General features: G+C 41.6%; 15 protein-coding genes. 9 read left to right on the top strand and 6 right to left on the bottom strand.

Going from position 1 to position 19,472, the window contains the following annotated elements; genetic code table 11:
* The first annotated feature begins 21 nt into the window (after window positions 1-21).
* Together WD048_06740 and smpB are read left to right on the top strand one after the other, a co-directional pair.
* A complete protein-coding gene (locus WD048_06740) occupies window positions 22-411 on the top strand; it encodes a hypothetical protein (protein ID MEX0811895.1) in 390 nt (129 codons plus the stop codon).
* A gap of 2 nt (window positions 412-413) precedes the next feature.
* Entirely contained in the window at window positions 414-884 is a 471-nt protein-coding gene (smpB, locus tag WD048_06735) for an SsrA-binding protein (GenBank protein MEX0811894.1), read from the top strand.
* A gap of 39 nt (window positions 885-923) precedes the next feature.
* Here smpB and WD048_06730 read toward each other — a convergent pair whose 3' ends face one another.
* Genes WD048_06730 through WD048_06720 form a run of 3 tightly spaced genes read right to left on the bottom strand, consistent with a single transcriptional unit; the run spans window position 924 to window position 4,597 of the window.
* On the bottom strand, window positions 924-1,580 hold the full coding sequence (locus WD048_06730; protein MEX0811893.1) for a protein-L-isoaspartate(D-aspartate) O-methyltransferase: 657 nt from the start codon (window positions 1,578-1,580) through the stop codon (window positions 924-926).
* 23 nt (window positions 1,581-1,603) lie between these two features.
* Window positions 1,604-2,905, bottom strand: coding sequence for an AMP-binding protein (locus WD048_06725; protein ID MEX0811892.1), 1,302 nt, complete (start codon window positions 2,903-2,905; stop codon window positions 1,604-1,606).
* A gap of 15 nt (window positions 2,906-2,920) precedes the next feature.
* Window positions 2,921-4,597, bottom strand: coding sequence for a C45 family peptidase (locus WD048_06720; GenBank protein MEX0811891.1), 1,677 nt, complete (start codon window positions 4,595-4,597; stop codon window positions 2,921-2,923).
* Window positions 4,598-4,853: 256 nt separating this feature from the next.
* Here WD048_06720 and WD048_06715 point away from each other — a divergent pair, with 256 nt between their 5' ends.
* Complete coding sequence (locus WD048_06715) at window positions 4,854-6,602, top strand: sodium:solute symporter family protein (GenBank protein MEX0811890.1); 1,749 nt, start codon at window positions 4,854-4,856, stop codon at window positions 6,600-6,602.
* Window positions 6,603-6,691: 89 nt separating this feature from the next.
* Here the strand turns inward: WD048_06715 and WD048_06710 are convergent, their stop codons facing one another.
* Together WD048_06710 and WD048_06705 are read right to left on the bottom strand one after the other, a co-directional pair.
* Window positions 6,692-7,144, bottom strand: a complete 453-nt coding sequence (locus WD048_06710) for a hypothetical protein (protein MEX0811889.1) — start codon at window positions 7,142-7,144, stop codon at window positions 6,692-6,694.
* 48 nt (window positions 7,145-7,192) lie between these two features.
* The gene (locus WD048_06705) at window positions 7,193-8,095 is read right to left on the bottom strand and encodes a histone deacetylase (GenBank protein MEX0811888.1); all 903 of its coding nucleotides are present in this window, start codon (window positions 8,093-8,095) and stop codon (window positions 7,193-7,195) included.
* A 260-nt stretch (window positions 8,096-8,355) separates the two neighbouring features.
* On the opposite strand from WD048_06705, the gene WD048_06700 reads away from it, so the two are divergent.
* The 5 genes from WD048_06700 to WD048_06680 all read left to right on the top strand — a co-directional run bounded on the left by WD048_06700 (window position 8,356) and on the right by WD048_06680 (window position 15,696).
* Window positions 8,356-8,862, top strand: a complete 507-nt coding sequence (locus WD048_06700; GenBank protein ID MEX0811887.1) for a hypothetical protein — start codon at window positions 8,356-8,358, stop codon at window positions 8,860-8,862.
* Window positions 8,863-8,971: 109 nt separating this feature from the next.
* Entirely contained in the window at window positions 8,972-12,628 is a 3,657-nt protein-coding gene (locus tag WD048_06695; GenBank protein ID MEX0811886.1) for a HAMP domain-containing sensor histidine kinase, read from the top strand.
* Between the two features lie 17 nt (window positions 12,629-12,645).
* On the top strand, window positions 12,646-13,653 hold the full coding sequence (locus tag WD048_06690) for an ATP-binding protein (protein MEX0811885.1): 1,008 nt from the start codon (window positions 12,646-12,648) through the stop codon (window positions 13,651-13,653).
* A 1-nt stretch (window position 13,654) separates the two neighbouring features.
* The gene (locus tag WD048_06685) at window positions 13,655-14,365 is read left to right on the top strand and encodes a response regulator transcription factor (protein MEX0811884.1); all 711 of its coding nucleotides are present in this window, start codon (window positions 13,655-13,657) and stop codon (window positions 14,363-14,365) included.
* A 53-nt stretch (window positions 14,366-14,418) separates the two neighbouring features.
* Entirely contained in the window at window positions 14,419-15,696 is a 1,278-nt protein-coding gene (locus tag WD048_06680; GenBank protein ID MEX0811883.1) for a YgjP-like metallopeptidase domain-containing protein, read from the top strand.
* An 86-nt stretch (window positions 15,697-15,782) separates the two neighbouring features.
* Here WD048_06680 and WD048_06675 read toward each other — a convergent pair whose 3' ends face one another.
* A complete protein-coding gene (locus WD048_06675) occupies window positions 15,783-16,703 on the bottom strand; it encodes a diacylglycerol kinase family protein (GenBank protein MEX0811882.1) in 921 nt (306 codons plus the stop codon).
* A 359-nt stretch (window positions 16,704-17,062) separates the two neighbouring features.
* Between WD048_06675 and WD048_06670 the strand changes: the two genes are divergently transcribed.
* Window positions 17,063-19,339, top strand: a complete 2,277-nt coding sequence (locus WD048_06670) for a transglycosylase domain-containing protein (GenBank protein MEX0811881.1) — start codon at window positions 17,063-17,065, stop codon at window positions 19,337-19,339.
* Window positions 19,340-19,472 lie beyond the last annotated feature (133 nt).

Genomic DNA, 19,472 nt, shown 5'->3' with positions numbered 1-19,472 from the left:
TTTTAATTAAATTATTGTTTTATGCGAAACCCATTTGAAATTGGCGCAATTAAAACATACCGGCACAAGGTATCAAAAAATGATACAGCCCGATTTGAAAGTGGTGAGGTACATGCTGTTTATGCTACCTTTGCATTGGCCCGGGATGCCGAATGGGCCTGTCGCTTGTTTGTGCTCGAAATGAAGGAAGAACATGAAGAAGGCATTGGCAGTGCATTGAGTATTAAACATCATGCACCGGCAGCTGTTGGTGCTGAACTTGTGTTTACAGCAAAACTGGAATCAGTCGAAAACAATAAAGTGCTTTGCAGTTTTAAGGTAGCACACAATCAGCGACTGATTGCTGAAGGCACACAGGAACAGCGAATTTTAAGCAAAGAAAAACTGAAGACAATTTTTAAATCGATTTGAAAATGGCAGCGGAGAAGAAGGACAATCTGAATATAAAAAACCGAAAAGCGCGCTTTGAGTATGAAATACTGGACAAATACACTGCCGGGATTCAGCTCACTGGCTCTGAAATTAAATCCATACGTTCGGGAGAAGCCAATTTAAAAGAGGCTTATTGCTTTTTCAGAAAAAACGAACTCTATATTAAAAACATGCATATCGCAGAATACACACATGGTGGTGTTTACAATCATGATCCATTGCGCGTGCGCAAACTGCTGCTCACAAAAAAGGAATTGAAAAAGCTGCTGGAAAAAAAGAAAAAAGACAAGAGCCTGACAATTGTTGCTTTGCGCCTGTTTATCTCCAAGAGGGGATTTGCCAAATTAAATATTGCCCTGGCAAAAGGTAAAAAAATACACGATAAAAGACATTCCATAAAAGAGCGCGAATCCAAAAGAGAATTGCAAAGGGCTTTGAAATATAAGGGTTAATTTACCAACCTGAGCTCTTAAATAATTATCGAACTCAGGTTACCAGGCTTTCCCTTTCAGCATTGGCACAAAGCGAAATTTATCAAACTCCTCCTGTTCAAATTCTTTCTCGCTGATTTTTGTAAAGCGCATCATGGTTTGTGTATTGCCCTCGCCAAACGGAATAACCAAATACCCGCCTACTTTCAGTTGCTGCATCAGTTTTTTTGGCAGTTCGGGAGCAGCAGCAGTGATTAAAATTTTATCATAAGGGGCATAAGCCTCCTTGCCTTCAAATCCATCGCCATAAAAAGTGCGGATATTCCTGTAAGGCAGTTTTTCAAGCAGTGCTTTGGTCTGGTCATACAGTTTTTTCTGTCGTTCTATACTGTAAACTTTCGCCCCCATTACAGAAAGAACAACCGCCTGATAACCGGAGCCTGTACCAATTTCTAAAATTTTATCCTTAGGCGCTACCTCCAACAACTGCGTTTGAAAAGCAACTGTATAGGGCTGCGAAATGGTTTGCCCTGCTTCTATAGGGAAAGCTGTATCCTCATATGCGCGGTGATAAAAAGCATTATCGGGAATAAAAAAATGCCGTGGAACTTTATCAATAGCAGCCAGTACTTTGGGATCTTCTATCCCTTTTTTTTTCAAAAGACCAACCAGTTGGGCCCTTTCTCCTCTTTGTTTGAATGTATCTTTCAGCTCCATTTCCTTTGCAAATATATAGGTTACTACTTACTTCTTTTATCTAAGAAAAATACGGGTTTCCTCGATTTCGGAGGAAATTGCTCCGCTGAAATCTTCTGAGGGTTTTCGAATAACACATCAGGTGCTACACGCAAGCGTGCCCTGAAATGATCTTTAATGACTTTTTCAAAGTCCTCTTCAGTGGCCAGATCATTCAACCCGATTCGGATCAATAAATTATCCATTCCCACCTCATTATTGCGCACTTCCACAATATAATTCTCCACGCCCTTAATATTGTTCAGCACATCATAAATGGCGGGCGGATAAAGCGTAGTGCCTTTGTATTTGATCATTTGCTGTTTGCGCCCCAGCACCGGCCCAATACGCATGGAGTTGCGCCCACATGTGCAGGTTGCTTCAAATTGCTCCACAATATCACCCGTTTTAAAGCGCAGCAGCGGCATACCTTCCATGCCCAGGGTGGTAATCACCAGTTCTCCAGGCACACCTTTTGGAACAGGTTTTCCGGCATCATCCAGGAATTCGCAGATAATCAACTCGGGATGCTGATGCCCGCCTTTTCCAGCTTCACATTCGGTAAATGCAGTACTCATTTCAGTGGAAGCATAGGTCGAAAACAATTGCACATCCCATTTTTCAGTTATTTTCTGCCCCAGCGTATTCAATTCAAAATTTTTCTGCCGAATCGGCTCGCCAATACAGATAATTTTTTGAATACTGCTGTTCTGAAAATTGAGGCCATTTTTTTCAGCAAATTCAATCAATTTCAAAATAAAAGAAGGTACTGCCACCAGCACATTGGGCTTGATTCTTTTAATAGTATCCCATTGCAGCTCAGGCGCACCCGCTCCTACCCGAACTATACCTGCGCCCAGTTTTCGCGCCCCGATAAAATAGGCCAGGCCTGCCATAAAACGTTTGTCAATGGTGGTCATTAATTGAATGGTATCTTCATCGTTGATGCCTGCACAGTCATATGAAATGGCCTCATTATAAGCCAGTCTATCGAGGTCTTTATCCGTGAGGGCAAAAGTCACCGGATCGCCCAAAGTCCCGGAACTGGTAATATAATCGATGATTTTTCTTTTTGAAACACAAATGAAATCATCATTGAATTGTTGCAATTGATCTTTACTGGTAAGCGGAAATTTTTGTAGGTCCTCAATCCCGTTTATTTCATCGATATCTATGCCCTTTTCCCTGAAAATACGCTGATAATAAGGCGAATGCAATTGCAAATAGCGCAATTGTTCTTTCAGCTTTTTATCCTGGAATGACCGGATGGCCTCAGGGGACATAAATTCTATTTGAGGGTGCAGCATTTTTTTTTCAAATTTTCAGGAGCAATTTAAGCGATCTTTTTCAATTTGCTCTGCTTCTCCTTTGTTGGGAATTTCCAATTCCAAAGCTTTTTGATAATGTTGTTCTGCTTTATTGCAATTTTCTTGTATTGCGTAATAATTGCCCAGCACCCAATGTGTAAGGTACATTTGCGGGTTGGCAGCCTCAAAATCACCCAGCAGTTTATCATTCAATTGCGTTTTATTGGCAATGGCTTTCTTTATTTTTTTCAAAAGTGATTTGTAGGTCAAAAACCGATCATATTCCGGATGCTGTAAAAAAGTATCTGCCGGAATGATTAAATCCCTATTGTAAATGGCTGAATCCATTTTCAGCCCGGGATATTTATCAAAAACCTCATCCAACTGGTAGGGGATGAAAGCGCCCAATTGAAAAGGGTTTGCAGAAAGCCAGAATATTTTTTTAGTGAGATTAAAGATCACAGCGTGGTGGGCAATCAATTGATTGAGGGCTTTTTCATTGCCCGTTCCTATATCCTCATTCCCCAGGCCTTTTCTGTCGCGTAAAATGGCTGCGTATTTTTCGGCATCTAAGGTGTCATAATGCTGCATCAATTCTTTGAGGCGTTCAAATCGGTAGGCAGAAGCACTTCTTTCGCGATCGCGTTTGTGCAATTCCAGCCCTGAAAAATATTCCGAGCGAAAATGATTGGAGCAAAGCATTTTTGAGTTTGAAGCTTGGGGCAGAAAAAGAACAGTGGTATCCGGTGTAATTTCTATCAGAGCTGTTTTTCCATCAGTTTCCGAGCCAATCATAATAGATTCTGAAACAAAGGACCTGCGTTTTTGGGCAATTTGAAAAGCTTCCTCAATATTGGCGGCATACTGCAAAATTTCCCGGCCAATAATGGAAATAGGCGTTGCCGCGCCTCCCGGAATTTCAGACTTTGCGGCATTCATGGTCACTGAAAGTCCTTTTTCATTCATGCCTGAAACCACCCCGATAAATCCGCCCCAACTCACTGTTGCCAGTTTATAGCCTTTATCGGGATTAATAAATAGGAGGATTTTGTCTTTGGCGAAATTTTCCCCGGCATAAAAATCAAAATTTCTGCCGATGAACAAATCTCCTTTTTTGGAATTATCGTCCCAGGTAGAAAATGAAGTGCAGCCCACCAAAGCCAAGTTTTGCAAAGCGTGGCCAATATCATGTGCCGCGTGGTAATTCAGAATGCGCTCGTAATTATTGCCAATAAAACCATAATCATCTGAAGCGGAAAAAGAAACACCATAGATTTCTTTTTTGTATTCCTCAGGGATGTATTCGTCAATATCCCTGTTGAACCAGCGCACAAAATATTTCAAAAAGCGCAGGTAAAAATCCGAGGGCACCAGTTCCTTGATCTGTTCCACAAAATAGCGTTCCTGATCCTGTACCAGTTCCCGCGCCAGTTTTCCGTGCGCAATACCGCGCTCAAAAGCATTGCCTTCAAGGTACATTTCCCAAATGCCATAGTCGTTTTTCTTCAGCCAGTTGGCACCGAGCACATAGAAATCATTGCCCGGGTTTTCCCTTTCCTGTTCTGCAATAGAGCGATTGTCAATTTGTGGAAAATCCAACTGGGTTTCCATTTTATAAACAATCCCTACAACAATCAGCAGAATGCCGGAGAGCAGGAAAAAAATTAAAAGCAGCCGCTTAAAAAACTTCATAGGGTGAAAATACAGTGCTAATCCCTTGCATCAAATAAATAAGGGGAATTTCCTTTGGCATGGTTGCGCCCAAGACGATAAATGTCTCGGCAGGCCAAAACACATCCTTATGGATATTTCGCCTCAGGTGTACGGCAAATTTCCTTGTACTCAAACAAGGGAGCATGCTCCCTTGCTGAAATATTGAATCGGGTCAAAAGATGCAAAAGAAATTTGGGCACTGAAAATATAAGCCCAAATAAACTAATTTTGAGCCATGCAAGTGCAAAACACCCTCCACTATATTGACTGGTCGCTTATTGTAGTGTTTTTGATTATATCATTGGCCATCAGTCTCTTTGTACGCAAAAAAGCAGCCAAAAGCTTGGAGGATTTTTTCCTGGGTGGACGGCAATTCCCCTGGTACCTGGCAGGTATTTCTATGGTGGCTACCACCTTTGCTGCTGATACTCCGTTGGCAGTTACTGAACTGGTCGCACAGCACGGGATATCGGGCAACTGGCTCTGGTGGAGTTTTTTATTTGGCGGAATGCTCACCACTTTTTTCTTTGCCGGACTTTGGCGAAAATCAGGAGTGCTCACTGAAGTAGAATTGATAGAACTGCGCTATAGTGGCCGACCTGCTGCAATTTTACGCGGCTTTCGCTCACTTTACCTGGGTTTGTTTATGAATGTTTTCATTATTGCCTGGGTGAATCTGGCCATGAATGCCTTGTTGGTCGTTTTTTTTGAAATACCTCAAGATCAGGTGCTTTACTACACCGGAGGACTGATGTTGCTGGCTGCTGTTTACTCATCTATTGGCGGTCTTTGGGGCGTTGCGCTGACGGATATGTTTCAGTTTGTTATTGCTATGCTGGGTACACTGGTGCTGGCTTACCTGGTTGTTAATAATGAGGATGTTGGCGGTATGAGTGGGCTAAAAGCGGCTTTGCCGGATTCTACTTTTGATTTTTTTCCGCAAATCGGCAATGGAGATCTCACAGGTACACTCAGCATTTCCCTCGCAGCATTTTTGGCCTATACAACAGTGCAGTGGTGGGCAAGCTGGTATCCCGGGGCAGAACCGGGCGGTGGTGGTTATGTAGCCCAGCGCATGATGAGTACCCGAAACGACAAAGAGGCGGTTTATGCGACTTTGCTGTTTCAAATTGCACATTACTGCATTCGACCCTGGCCCTGGATTTTGGTAGGCCTGGCTTCGCTTGTGCTCTATCCAGATCTTGCAGCAGAAGATAAAAAACTGGGTTATGTAATGGCCATGCAGGATTATCTGCCTGTGGGATGGAAAGGGCTTTTGCTCGCTGCTTTTTTTGCCGCTTATTTAAGTACCATTTCCACGCAACTGAACTGGGGAGCTTCTTATTTGGTCAATGATTTTTACAAGCGCTTTTTTCGACAAAATGCTGATCAAAATCAATTGGTTGCCGTGTCGCGTGGGGTTACGCTGCTGCTCGCCTTTCTCGGCATTTTACTCACCACCCAGCTGGAAACCATTTCCGGGGTCTGGACTTTTATCATTGAATGTGGTGCCGGGCTGGGACTGGTTTTGATCTTGCGCTGGTACTGGTGGCGCATCAATGCATGGAGTGAAATTTCTGCTACAGCAGCGCCATTTATTGCCTATGCTTTTTCCAAATTCTACCTGGGCTGGGAATTCCCAGAAAGCTTCTTTCTCACTGTAGGTTTTACCACTGTAGTTTGGATACTGGTTACTTTTCTAACCCGTCCTACTGAAGCGCATGTTTTACAGCATTTCTACAATAAAGTAGAACCGGCCGGTTATTGGGGCGCATTTGAAAAAACAGATCCCGACAGCAATAAAGCCTCAGTTCTGAATCTTTTTATTTGCTGGATTTCTGCCATTGTACTGACTTATGGCTCTTTGTTTTTTATCGGCAAAATACTTTTTGCCGAATGGCAATTGGCCGGCATGTATGGTGGATTGGTTTTGTTGAGTTTTTTAGTGCTGCACAATCGAATGAAATTTATCAGGTTGATTTGATAAGCATTGAAAAATTGTGGTTCAACCCGGGATATCCTGAAGAACAAGAGTTAGCACATCTTTAAACTAAAGCAATTTCAAATAGCCAACTAAATCCAGCCGGTTCCAAAACCACGGAATGGCCAGGGAATACTGATCAATATAATTAACAGGCCAATGCCCATCCAAATGACCAGTTGCTTGTGTTTTCCTGCATCTGTTTCTTGTTTTTTGGACCGCACCCGTCCAACAGTGATCAGTGCTACGGCTATCAGCATGGCAGTAATGTGTTCAACTGCCCAGTAGCGCAATGCAGTTTCGCCCATGGCCTCGGGCATTTCCATCAGCGCAATTTGTACTTTATCGCTGATCACATACAGCACCAATCCCAGTACCAATTGTAAATGGGTGAAGATCAGTGTGTACAGACTCAATTTGTTGTCAACAGCGGTAAAGGGCTTATTTCCTTTCCATTTGATAAATGCATTTACAACGGTCAGGATTAATGCAAAAAGCAAAATATACCTGAGCAAACTGTGGCTGTGTAATAATCCTTCGAACATGATTTCAATATTTTTGAATGATAAAGTTAAGTTTAAAAACCACAACCCCTAAAAAAACACCTCCTGTGCCAACCTAAAAGTATTGGCATGGGCATTTACAATATCTGAAATTTTTGCTGAATACCCACCGCCCATACTCACAGCTACAGGAATATTGTTTGCCCTGCATTGCTCAAAAACAAAGCGATCGCGGGCTTTGCATGCCTCAATACTCAAACCCAGTCGCCCGAGTTTGTCTGTTTTAAGCACATCCACTCCCGAAAGGTAAAAAACAAAGTCCGGTTCTACTTTATCGATCAATGGTGGCAATATGTTTTTCAGTTGCGACAGATAATAGTCATCACTGCAATGATCAGGCAAAGCAATATCCAAATCAGATTTTTCCTTTTTTAGCGGATAGTTTTTTGCCCCGTGCATACTGAAAGTAAAAACCTGATCATTTTCCCTGAAAATTTCAGCCGTCCCATTTCCCTGGTGCACATCCAGATCTACAATTAGAATTTGCTTAGCTTTTTGGACAGCGAGCAGTTCCAAAGCCCCAATAGCTATATCATTCAGCAGGCAAAATCCTTCGCCCCTGTTGCTGTATGCGTGATGTGTACCTCCGGCAACATTCATGGCGATTTTATTGTCCAGGGCAAAATAGGCGCAATCTACCGTGCCCTGGCTGATGATAAGCTCCCGCTCTACCAATTGTGGCGATAGCGGAAAACCGATTTTTCGCTGTTCCCGAGGACTGAGTAAAATATTTTTTAGGCGTTTGAAATAATCACTGCAATGTGCGCGAAGTACAGTTTGCTCATTAGCTTGTTGGGGAATATGAATTTGCTCCCGGGAAATCGTTCCTTCATATAACAATTGCTCCGGCAATAATTCGTATTTTATCATCGGAAAGCGATGCCCTTCAGGCAATGGATGACAATAGGCAGAATGATAAGCAATTTTTAGCATTAAGAAAGCGTAATTAAACTATATTTATAGAAGCGAATAAAACCCGGAATATGCATTAGAAAATTTATTACAGCTTGAAATTACTTCAAAATCAGACACTTTGTTGCTGTTTTCAATTTCGCCATAGCGTTGCTATGCCAAAATTTCCAAACAGCCTGATTTTATTGTACTTTCAAGCTTCCTGCCCGTACCGAAAAGGTACGTTCGGGCGGGCATCACAAAGTCCTAATACATAATCCGGGTTAAATTAAAATTGTTTTATGCTAAGTACTAAATCTTATTTCACGATTTTTTTGGCTTTTACACTGGCCGGTATTTTTTGGGCCTGCAATGGTGATGACCTGCCCGGAAGCAACAATAACAAATGTAAAACAATCACTGCTGATACAGGAATTATTCAGCAGGAGCTGAATTTTGAAAATTGTTTTATTGAAAAGCGCGAAGATCATTATCAGATAGAAGACACTGCGGTATATGACTCCCTTATTTCTGAGCTGAGTAATGAATTCTTGTGTGATTCAAGCAGTTTTCCTTCCATTGATTTCAGCAAACATGCCTTGCTCGGGCTTTGGGCAGATGGCGGAGGTTGCAGTATTAATTTTTACAGAACAGCAGGAGACGAGCGAAGTGCCAAAAAATATGTTTATACAATAACGGTACAGGAATGTGGTTTTTGCGAAATGTACGGCTTTAGCTACAATTGGGTCCTGGTACCGAAATTACCCCCGGGATACAGCGTTAAATTTCAGGTGAAATATATTAACTAAACAGCAAAAGAAACTGCATAAAATACCATTGAAAATCCCTTTTAAAAATAAGAAACACCTTTTTCTGCTTCTGTTTTCAGGCCTTGCGCTGTTAATGGCCGATGTCTTTATGAAGCAACAAAGGCAGCCTGCACAAGAACTCAGCACCACAGTTGATAATGTTGAGCAAAAAATATACACGCTCAGAAAAGAATTCCTCGAACTCAGCAAACCTGAACTGCTTAAAAAACACTTGATCGAGCAGTCAAAACCAGAGGACTTATTAAAACAATTGTCCGAAAGCCCTTTTGAACTTTTTGTTTTTGATGAGCGCGAGCTGATCTTCTGGTCGGAAAACAAGGGGATTCCGGGCATTTATTTTGCGCGGGCATTGGAAGAGGGCACCGCCTTTATCAAAAGAGACAATGCCTATTACATCACCTTTAAATCGGTGTTTAATATTCGCTCAGAGGGTGAACAAAATCGGCAGATGTATGTGCTTGGGATGCTGCCTTTTAAATCCCAGTACAATATCCAGAATGCTTTCCTGAGCAATACTTACAATCCTATTTTCAAGGTGCCGGAGTATTTTGAGCTATCAGAGCCTGCAAACAATGAGTCAGAACTGGTAAATGGCCCCAATGGCGAACCGCTTTTCTCACTAAAAATTGATGCATTTGAACGCAGTGCTTCCATTGATCACTGGAAAATCCTACTTCATACTTTAAGTCTTCTTTGGTTGTTTTTCCTGCTCTGGTTTTTAGTTGAACAGATTCGCAAAAAAATTGGGAACCGCTATGGATTCTTTGCTTTGCTGTCGGGGCTGCTTTTGGTCAGGGCTTTGATGTTGATTTACAACTGGCCGCAGGAACTGATGAAAATCGACCTTTTCAGCCCGCAGATTTATGCCTCTTCCTATATCAACCGCTCGCTGGGTGATCTTGCAATAAATATACTTTTGATTTTCTGGCTGATCTATTTTTTCTACAAAAATTTTGATTTCGAAAAAATAAACACCTGGCCAAAATGGCTGATCAGAGCTTTGTTCTTTACCGGGGTTTTAGGATTGTACGGTGGCAGTGTAATGCTGGTAGTAGTTCTGGAAAGTCTTGCTCTGAACTCTAAGATTCCGCTTGATTTCAATAATTTCCTCAATCTGAATGCCTATAGTTTTATTGCACTGTTGACTTTTGGAATGGCGCTGTTTGCTTATTTGCTGCTCATTCACAAACTGCTAAAGCTAAAAAGCCAAAAGGCGTTCAGCACTTTTTATTTTCACTTGTGTATCTGGCTGCCTTTTTTCATCTGGATATTTGTATTGTTCCTGCTCACCGGAAATCTGATGTATTTGTTTGCGCTAGCCTGGACTGCTGCCCTGATCATGTGGTTTGCAAAAAACAACAATGTCAAAAGTTTTGGTTTTACACAATTGACCCTGCTGCTGATTTTCACAGCTTTTTTCTCCTCTTTTTACCTGGATAATTTTGTTCAGGAAAAATCTTTACAAAACAATAAGGCGGTTGCGCGAAAGCTGGCTGAAGAAAGAGACCCGGTTACGGAATATCTTTTTGCCAATGCAGAGTCCGAAATACTGAAAGACCCATTTGTACAGAATTTTTTCCTAAAGCCTTTTTTGTCTTCCCAGGAAATCACCAATAGACTTAAAAACCTTTATTTTCAGGGTTATTTTAATAAATACGAAGTCAATATTTACCTGCTCAACCGCGAAGGGAAATTGATACAATATGGGCAAAACCGCTATCTGGATTTTCTTACAACCGAGCTGAACGAAAATGCGCAACTTACTGAAAGCCCCTATTTATTTTATATTCCAAAGCCGAGTGGCAACTACCTGTACATTGGCAATTTGCCCATTATCTACAAAAATAAACTGCTCGGTTCTGTTGTAATAGAATTCAATCCCAAAACCTATAGCAAAACCAATCTTTATCCCGAACTCCTGCTCGATGACAAAGTAAAGATTCGCGTGTCGGATGATGTAAGTGCCTATGCAGTTTACAGCAATGGAATTCTGATCAACAGCTATGGCGACTATCCCTATGAATACAATTTTTCATTTCCGGATTATCCCAATCTTGAATTTTATCGCAGCTACGACCAGGAGCAAGGCCTGAGGCACTTGATCTACAATGGAGACCAGCACAAAACTGTAGTAATCACAAAACATGAAACCAGTGCCCTGCAACCGATATCCTTATTCTCTTACCTCTTTATAATTTACCTGATCAGCAGTCTGTTCATTATCCTGATCTATTTGGCTTCGCAGCTATACCGCAATAAATATTTCCTAAGGGAAAAATGGACTTTGTCTTTCAGGGATAAAATCCAGCTTTCAATGATCTTTATCATCATTTTCTCCTTTTTATTGATCGGTGTGATTACCATTATGCATTTCACCAGCGAGTACGATGGCTACCATATGGAAAGGTTGATCAGAAAGCAACATTCCGTGAGCAGTTCGGTAGAATACATAATAAAAGACAATGAAGATATTTTGAAAGAAATAGACCTTCGGAGCAAAAACCTGCACTTTTTTGGCGGAGCTTTTGATATTTCTTCCCTCTCCGATATCCACAATATGGATATCAATATTTACAATCTGGATGGACTTTTGATCAATACCTCACAACCCGATATTTTCAAACAGGGGCTTTTATCCTCTTTTATTAATCCAGTGGCATTTCACAAATTAGATCAGCAAAACAAATCACGCGTAATTACTGATGAGCGCATAGGTGCACTGGAATATCTGTCGATTTATGTGCCTGTACGCAACAGTGAAGGGGTAAAAAAGGCCTATTTGAATCTGCCGTATTTTGCCAAAGAAAAAGAACTGAATAAAAATATCTCGTCCTTCCTGGTTACTTTAATCAATGTGTATGTACTTCTGCTGGTAATTGGCGCATTCCTGGCTTATATCCTGGCCGATTCCATTACCCGTTCGCTGAGTGTGATCAGCAAGCAGATTAAAAAGATAAAACTCGATAAAGCCAACGAACCCATTCGCTGGGAATCGAAAGATGAAATCGGTACGCTTGTAGCGGAGTACAACAAAATGCTTAAAGAGTTGGAAGCCAGTGCCGAACTATTGGCAAAATCTGAGCGGGAAAGTGCCTGGCGGGAAATGGCCAAGCAGATTGCCCATGAAATTAAAAACCCGCTTACTCCTATGAAACTGAGCATTCAGCATTTGCAGAGAGCACTTGCGGAAAACCGCCCCAATGCACAGGAAATGGCGAGAAAAACCAGCGTAACGCTAATTGAACAAATTGACCATCTCAATCACATAGCCTCTGAGTTTTCTTCTTTTGCAAAAATGCCACGTGCAGAGCAGGAAAAGCTCAATATTGTGGAAGTATTGAACTCAGTAGTGGGGCTTTTTGAAGAGAATGAAGGCCTGAAAATCAACTTTGAAAGCGACACAAATTATGCAGAAGTACTGGCCGATAAAAACCAGATGAACCGCGCCTTTACCAACCTGGTAAAAAATGCAGTGCAGGCCATTGATGAAATAGATTCAGGTAAAATAGAAATTGAGTTAAAAAGCCTGGAAGGTAAATGGATGATATCGGTAAGTGACAATGGAAGTGGTATAGCTCCCGAAATTGAGGATAAAGTTTTTGTGCCTAACTTTACAACCAAATCGTCAGGAACAGGACTGGGATTGGCCATGACCCGGCAGATTATTGAAAATGCAGGCGGCAAAATCTGGTTTGAATCCGAGGAAGGAAAAGGCACCACTTTTTATATTCAATTCAATAAATAGACAAATAGCAGACCGCAGTGAAGATTTTTAATGTCAAAACAAATATCATATTCATACTGGTTATCTGCTATATTTTTGCAGCTTTTATCTGGTGGGCGTTTCTGCTCAAGCAAAAGACAGAAAGCGAATATCATTTGAAAATTGAAAATGAAAGGCTACAGTACAACCACGAACACGATTTACCTTGGGAAGACCAAAGTTTTTTGCAAACAGAAGCACATGAAACACTTCTGCAGGAACGCAGTCGGCAACGCTGGATGATTCTGGGCGAAGGCGCGGTTTTTCTGATTTTGCTCGTAGCTGGGGCATTGAAAATCAAATCCTCTTTTCAGAAAGAATTGGCCCTTGCCCGGCAGAAAAACAATTTCCTGCTCAGTATTACCCATGAACTGAAATCGCCCTTAGCCAGCATTCGGCTTTCTCTGGAAACCCTTTTAAAGCGGTTGAGTGCAGAAGAAAAATTCAAACAAATTATGCGCAATTCCCTTCAGGATGTTGATCGCCTGAGCGATCTGGTCGATAATATTTTGCTTGCAGCACGGATGGAAAACAATTCCTATCCTTTTCAATGGGAGAGCCTGAATATTTCTGAACTGGCAGAAGATGCGCTGAATATGGTTGCTGAGCGATTTGAAAACAAAAGGATTTTTCAGACCAATATTGAAGCCGATATTTTCAATATTGCAGATCGCATGGCACTGAATGCGGTTTTGGTCAATTTGCTGGAAAATGCCGTGAAATATTCGCCAGAGGGAAGTGCTGTTGAGCTCAATGTTAGAGAAAAAGATAAAATGGTAATTTTAGAAGTGGCAGATCGGGGAGGTGGAATTCCAGATGCTGAAAAAGCACAGGTTTTCAAGAAATTTTACCGCCTGGGAAATGAGGAAACCAGGAATACTAAAGGAACGGGATTGGGACTGTATATTGTAAACAATATTGTAGCACAGATGAAAGGAAGTATTGAGGTAAAGGACAACCCCGGTGGTGGAACTTTGTTTCGTCTGAGCTTTCAAAAAAAGAATTGAGATGTCGGATTATGTGCCCAGAATTTTATTGGTAGAAGATGAGGAAAGCCTTTTAGAGGCCATTCGCCTGAATTTGGAAATGGAAGATTATGAAGTAGTTCCTGTGAGTAATGGCAGCGAGGTGCTCTCTATTTTTCGCAAGGAGCGCTTTAATCTTATTGTGCTGGATGTAATGCTGCCCGGAGTAGATGGATTTACACTTTGCGAAAAAATTCGCCTTGAATACGAACATATCCCCATATTATTTCTCACGGCAAAAGATACCTCCACCGACCGCATCAGGGGCTTTAAAGTAGGTGCCGATGATTACCTGACCAAACCTTTTAACCTGGAAGAATTATTGCTGCGCGTAAGAGTTCTGCTACGCCATCACTATAGAGCGACAAGGGGCGGGGAAAGTCTCAGTACTTTTGAATTCGGGGATTTCAAGATCAATTTCAATACCCGGGAAGCAGAAGGGATCAACGGAAAGTTCAGCCTGACCAAAAAGGAAGCCCAACTTTTAAAATTACTGGTAGAGCGAAAAAATCAAACAGTTTCGCGGGAACAGATGTTGGAATATGTATGGGGTTATGATGTGTATCCATCTACCCGCACTATTGATAACTTTATGCTCAATTTCAGGAAGCATTTTGAAGCCGACCCGAAAAATCCCAAATATTTTCAATCGGTGCGTGGAGTGGGTTATCGTTTTGTGCTGGACAAGGAGTAATTTCTGCTTAATCCCAAATTTTTTCATTTTGAAAAGAAAATGTATTTTACAGTATGCTATTGAGAATATTAAAATCCTTTTTTTACAAACAGGCCCGCAAACAAGCCCAAAAACTGAGAGGCGATAAAAAGGGCAAGGAGCGGGTCATTGATGATGCAGAAAAAAAGGCTGGTAGATTCGCCAGGATGAAAGGACGTTTTGTAAAATTTTACGCAAAACTTTCCCTCATCTTGAGAATGCTCAGGGCATACATCAGTGGTGAGTACAGAAAATTGCCCTGGACAGCCGTGTTTAGATTGCTCACCGCCATTATTTATTTTGTGGCCATTGTGGATTTCATCCCAGATTTCATTCCGCTTTTTGGATTTTTAGACGATATGGCTGTGCTCACATGGGTACTGGCATCGCTCAAAGTAGAAGCAGGTCGTTTTCTGGAATGGGAAGAACAGCAGAATGCAGATAGAAAAGAAAGTGAAAAAAAAGAAACCGGGAAGAAAACCGAAAAACCGGTTCCGGTAAAAAAACCATTGCCAAAAAAACACAAAGCACAAGCAGGAAAAAAACCACTGCCAGCAAAACCGATAGTAAAAAGAAAAATGTCAGCACAAAAACAAAACCTGCGGATAGCGGAGCATAACATCCCGGTAAATATATATGTAGAACGCAGGCGAAATGTGCGTGCCTCTATTGTCAAAAGTGGAGTGAATATTCGCATTCCATTCTTCTTTTCTGCTGCTGAAACAGAAAAAACCATCCACAGGCTTAAAGATTGGGCTTTTAAAAAAATTGAAAGCAGCACTGCTCTGCAAAACAAATTGTATCCGAGATCATATTACAGTGGTCAAAAAATAAGGGTGCAGGAACAGGAGTTTACATTAAACCTGGAGCAAGCAAATAGGAAATCCTTTTCCGGAAAAATAAAAGGGGATACAATTTTTATCTCTCTTCCAGAAGATGCTACGGCAGAAGAACAAAGCCAATTTTTACCGCGATTGATCAGCAATTTAATGTCAAAGTGTTTTTACCAACGCACATTTAACCGTGTAGAGGCCATCAACCAAAAATATTTTGGGAAAAAGATCAAACGCTTTTCGCTGAAGTACACCGCATCTATTTGGGGCAGCTGTTCTGGGCGTGGGGGAATTACGCTGAGTAGCCGCCTGCTCCTGGCTCCACAGGAAGCTTTGGATTATGTGATCGTACACGAATTGGCACATTTTGAGCATCCCAATCATTCAGCTGCATTCTGGAATGAAGTGGCGCGCGTAATGCCCAATTATCAAGAGCAGGAAAAATGGCTGAAGAAAAATGGCCACCTCTGTGATTTCTAGCACAATCGTTCTGTTCAATGGGTCATGACCCATTGGATGTCTAAATAGAGTAGTCGAACGACTTTGAATCGTCTGACCACTGATATTCAGGGAACCAACAATTCAATAGAACTGGGCATTATTTCAAACTCAAAAGGTGCTGCGCCCAGCAATTCACCTTCCACCTCCACCATTGTTTCAGGACTTGCTTCTACTTTTACTTTTTTTCCGCTGTGCAGCTCTATTCCATTTACTTTTTCAAGCGTGCCATTGAACAGGCGATATATATTGGCTCCGATTCTCCATTTCCCTACATTTTTAATCAGGGTAATGGCAAACTTCCCATCATCGGGAACAGCATGTGGAGCGATAAGCATTCCACCTCCGCTGTATTTGCAGTTGGACACATTCAGGCTGAACATAATGTCTTCAATTGGCTCCCGGTCATCAATCCGAACCTTCACCTTTCCAGGGGTGTATGAGCTCAGGGTTTTAAACACACCTTTCAGATAGGCCAATTTTCCCATGCTTTGCTTAGCATTGTTGGCGTTGTCGGTTACCGCTGCATCAAAAGCCATACCTGCAATATTTACAAACAAACGGGAAGCCCTTTCGCCTTTTTCATTTTGAAAATATACTTTGCCGAGGTCTATCGTTTTGAATTTACCTTTGGAAAATAACTCCACGGCCTTTTCGGGTTTTGAGGGAATACCAAAAGTCTTAATGGTGTCATTGCCGGTGCCTATACCAATTAGCGCAAATTTGGGAATGTCGTTTTGATGATCGGATAAAAACACTCCGTTGATTATTTCATTTATCGTGCCATCGCCACCAATGCTGACAAACCTGTTGTATCCTTTGTCCCTGGCGTCTTTTGCAAGGCTTATCGCATGAAATGCTTTTTCCGTATAATGGGCTTCATAGCTTATTTTCATTTGGTCAAGCAAGGGTTTCATTTTCTTCCATGCCTGCTCACCACTGTTGTTTCCCGATATCGGGTTGATAAAAACCATCCATTTTTCCATCATGCAATTATATTTCCAGGGACATTTGCAATTTTATGCTTTGCAAATAAAGCGGTAAAGGTAGAAATATTTGGTTTTTATGAATCATTTCCTCTAGACCTTTGATCATCAAAAAGCTGCCCTACACTATATAATATAGAACACTGATCATATAATATAGAACACTGATCACACTGATTCTTATGATCTGCATAGATTGGTTTCAATTTTCTGAAATTATATTTATCCCGGATTATCAGCCATATCTGCGTCAGCAGCGTTCTATATTTCCTTTATAAACACACTGTGATGGTTTTACTGCTTTATCTTTGCAGTTCTATGATTACACTTTTTGCATTTGGAATCGCGTTCATTTGATGACTATGGAGAAAAAGCGCCTGTTTATAATTCTTTCGATATCGCTTGGTATGGCTGTGTTGGGCATTGGCGGCATTTTTGCATTTTATTTCAGTGTAAAAGCCGGAGTATTCGGGCCGCTTCCCAACAAAAAAGAATTGAGCAAAATCCAAAATGCTACAGCTTCAGTAGTCTATTCGGCAGATGAGGTTCAGATTGGGCGAATATTTGCAGAAAACCGTACCAATGCAAGATTTGAAGATCTTCCTAAAAACCTGGTTGATGCACTCATTGCTACTGAAGACGCCCGGTTTTATGAACACGAAGGCATAGACAATAAAAGTATTTTACGCGTAGTGATTAAAAGCATTTTATTGGGCGACCGAAGTGCTGGTGGAGGCAGTACAATTTCACAGCAATTGTCCAAAAATTTATTCGGCAGGTCAAAGTTCAGCTTTATGAGCTACCCGGTAAACAAGACCAAAGAAATGATCCTTGCCCAGCGGATTGAGCAATTGTATTCCAAAAATGAAATCCTGGAACTTTACCTGAACACGGTTTCCTTTTCAGAAAATATTTATGGCATTGAGACGGCAAGTCTGCGTTTTTTCAGCAAAAAACCATCCGAATTGCAGCCACAGGAATCTGCTGTATTGGTGGGCATGTTGAAGGCCAATACCTATTATAATCCGCGGCTTTACCCGGAAAATGCCCAGGGCAGGAGGAATGTGGTTTTGAATCAGATGTACAGGTACGGTTACCTTGATGAAGCCACAAAAGATTCACTACAGCAGTTGCCGCTTGAACTGAATTATCAAAAGGCCGATGAAAGAAACAAGGCGCCTTATTTTATGGTGCATGTGAAAAGAAAAGCCGCTGAAATTTTGCGTGAAAATTTTGCTGAAGAAAAAATGCCGGATATTGAAAAAGACGGATTGCGCATTTATACTACATTGAATGTTGATTTGCAGGATTATGCAAGGCGGGCAATGCAAAAGCACATGCAAAAACTCCAGCAGTTGTTTGACCGGCACTGGAGCCAAAAAGAACCCTGGAGTGAACATCCTTTATTGTTTGAAAAGAAACTCCAAAACAGCCCTTCCTACAAAAGCTTGAAGGACAGAAAGGTACCTAAAGATTCACTGGAAATATTGCTCAATAAAAAACAGCCCACCCCGGTTTTTCATCCAGAGGGAGATACGGTGTTGCCAATGAGCATAAAGGATTCCATAGCCTATTACCTGCGGATGCTCAACAGTGGTTTCCTTGCCCTGGATCCACAGGATGGGGCAATTCTTGCCTGGACAGGCGGGCTTGATTTTCAATATTTTCCATACGATCATGTACTGGCCAAACGACAGGCAGCTTCTACATTCAAGCCGTTTGTATATGCCACTGCCCTGGTGCAGGGAGCCGAGCCTTGCGACTATATTTCCAACGAGCAGAGGTTTTATGAAGCCTATGAGAACTGGACACCGCGCAATTACGACAATGAATATGGCGGGTTTTACAGTATGGCGGGAGCTATAAAAAAATCAGTAAACCTTGCTGCCGTAAAAACAATTTTCGAAACCGGCATTGATGAGGTACTGAAAACAGCCAGGAAATTCGGAATTGATTCTGACTTGCCCGCTGAACCAAGTATTGCACTGGGAACAGGCAGTGTATCGCTGCTGGAAATGGTAAAAGCCTATGCTGTATTTGCCAATGGCGGCTACAGAATTGACCCTTATATGATTACCCGGATAGAAGACCCACAGGGCAATATCCTATTTGAAAAAGACACTGCACAGCGAGAGGAAGTTTTGGACTCAAACATTGCCCGGCTGATGACGGCCATGTTGCAGGGCGTAGTTGAGGGAGGAACGGCAAGTAAATTGCGCAATAGCTATGGGCTGAAAAACCAGTTGGCAGGCAAAACCGGAACTGCACAAGACTATACCGATGGTTGGTTTATCGGCTACAACCCCAAAATAGTGGCCGGTGCGTGGGTGGGTGCTTCAAGTCCATTGATCCATTTCAGGACAGGAACCTATGGTAGCGGTTCAGCAATGGCATTGCCTATATTTGCCAAATTTTTTCAGCAGCTTAATAGCAATGCCAAATTAGAGCAATACAGCAAGGCAAATTTTGACGAACTCACTCCCGAATTGCAAAGCAAACTCGATTGCGAGGATTATCGCGACAAGAATTTTTTCGATTCTGTAAAAGGGCTATTTAAAAGAAAAGAAGGTGAAAAAGTAAAAGACAAAGAAGACAAACCGGGGTTTTTTAAGCGGTTGTTTAGGAGGGAAAAGGAATGATGACTGATAAACATGCTTGTGAAATATTTCATTCGTTTTTCTTGCTCAATGTATTTTATATCTAAAATTCACCTTTTACATATTATTATTTTATTTTTGGGACTTTAAAAGTATGGCCTCCAAAACAGATAAA

The sequence above is a fragment of the Chitinophagales bacterium genome (genome assembly GCA_040877935.1).
Taxonomy (GTDB): Bacteria; Bacteroidota; Bacteroidia; order Chitinophagales; family CAIOSU01; genus JBBDNB01.
The sequence above is the reverse complement of the archived record's forward strand: the minus strand, read 5'-3'. Positions and strand labels throughout refer to the sequence as shown.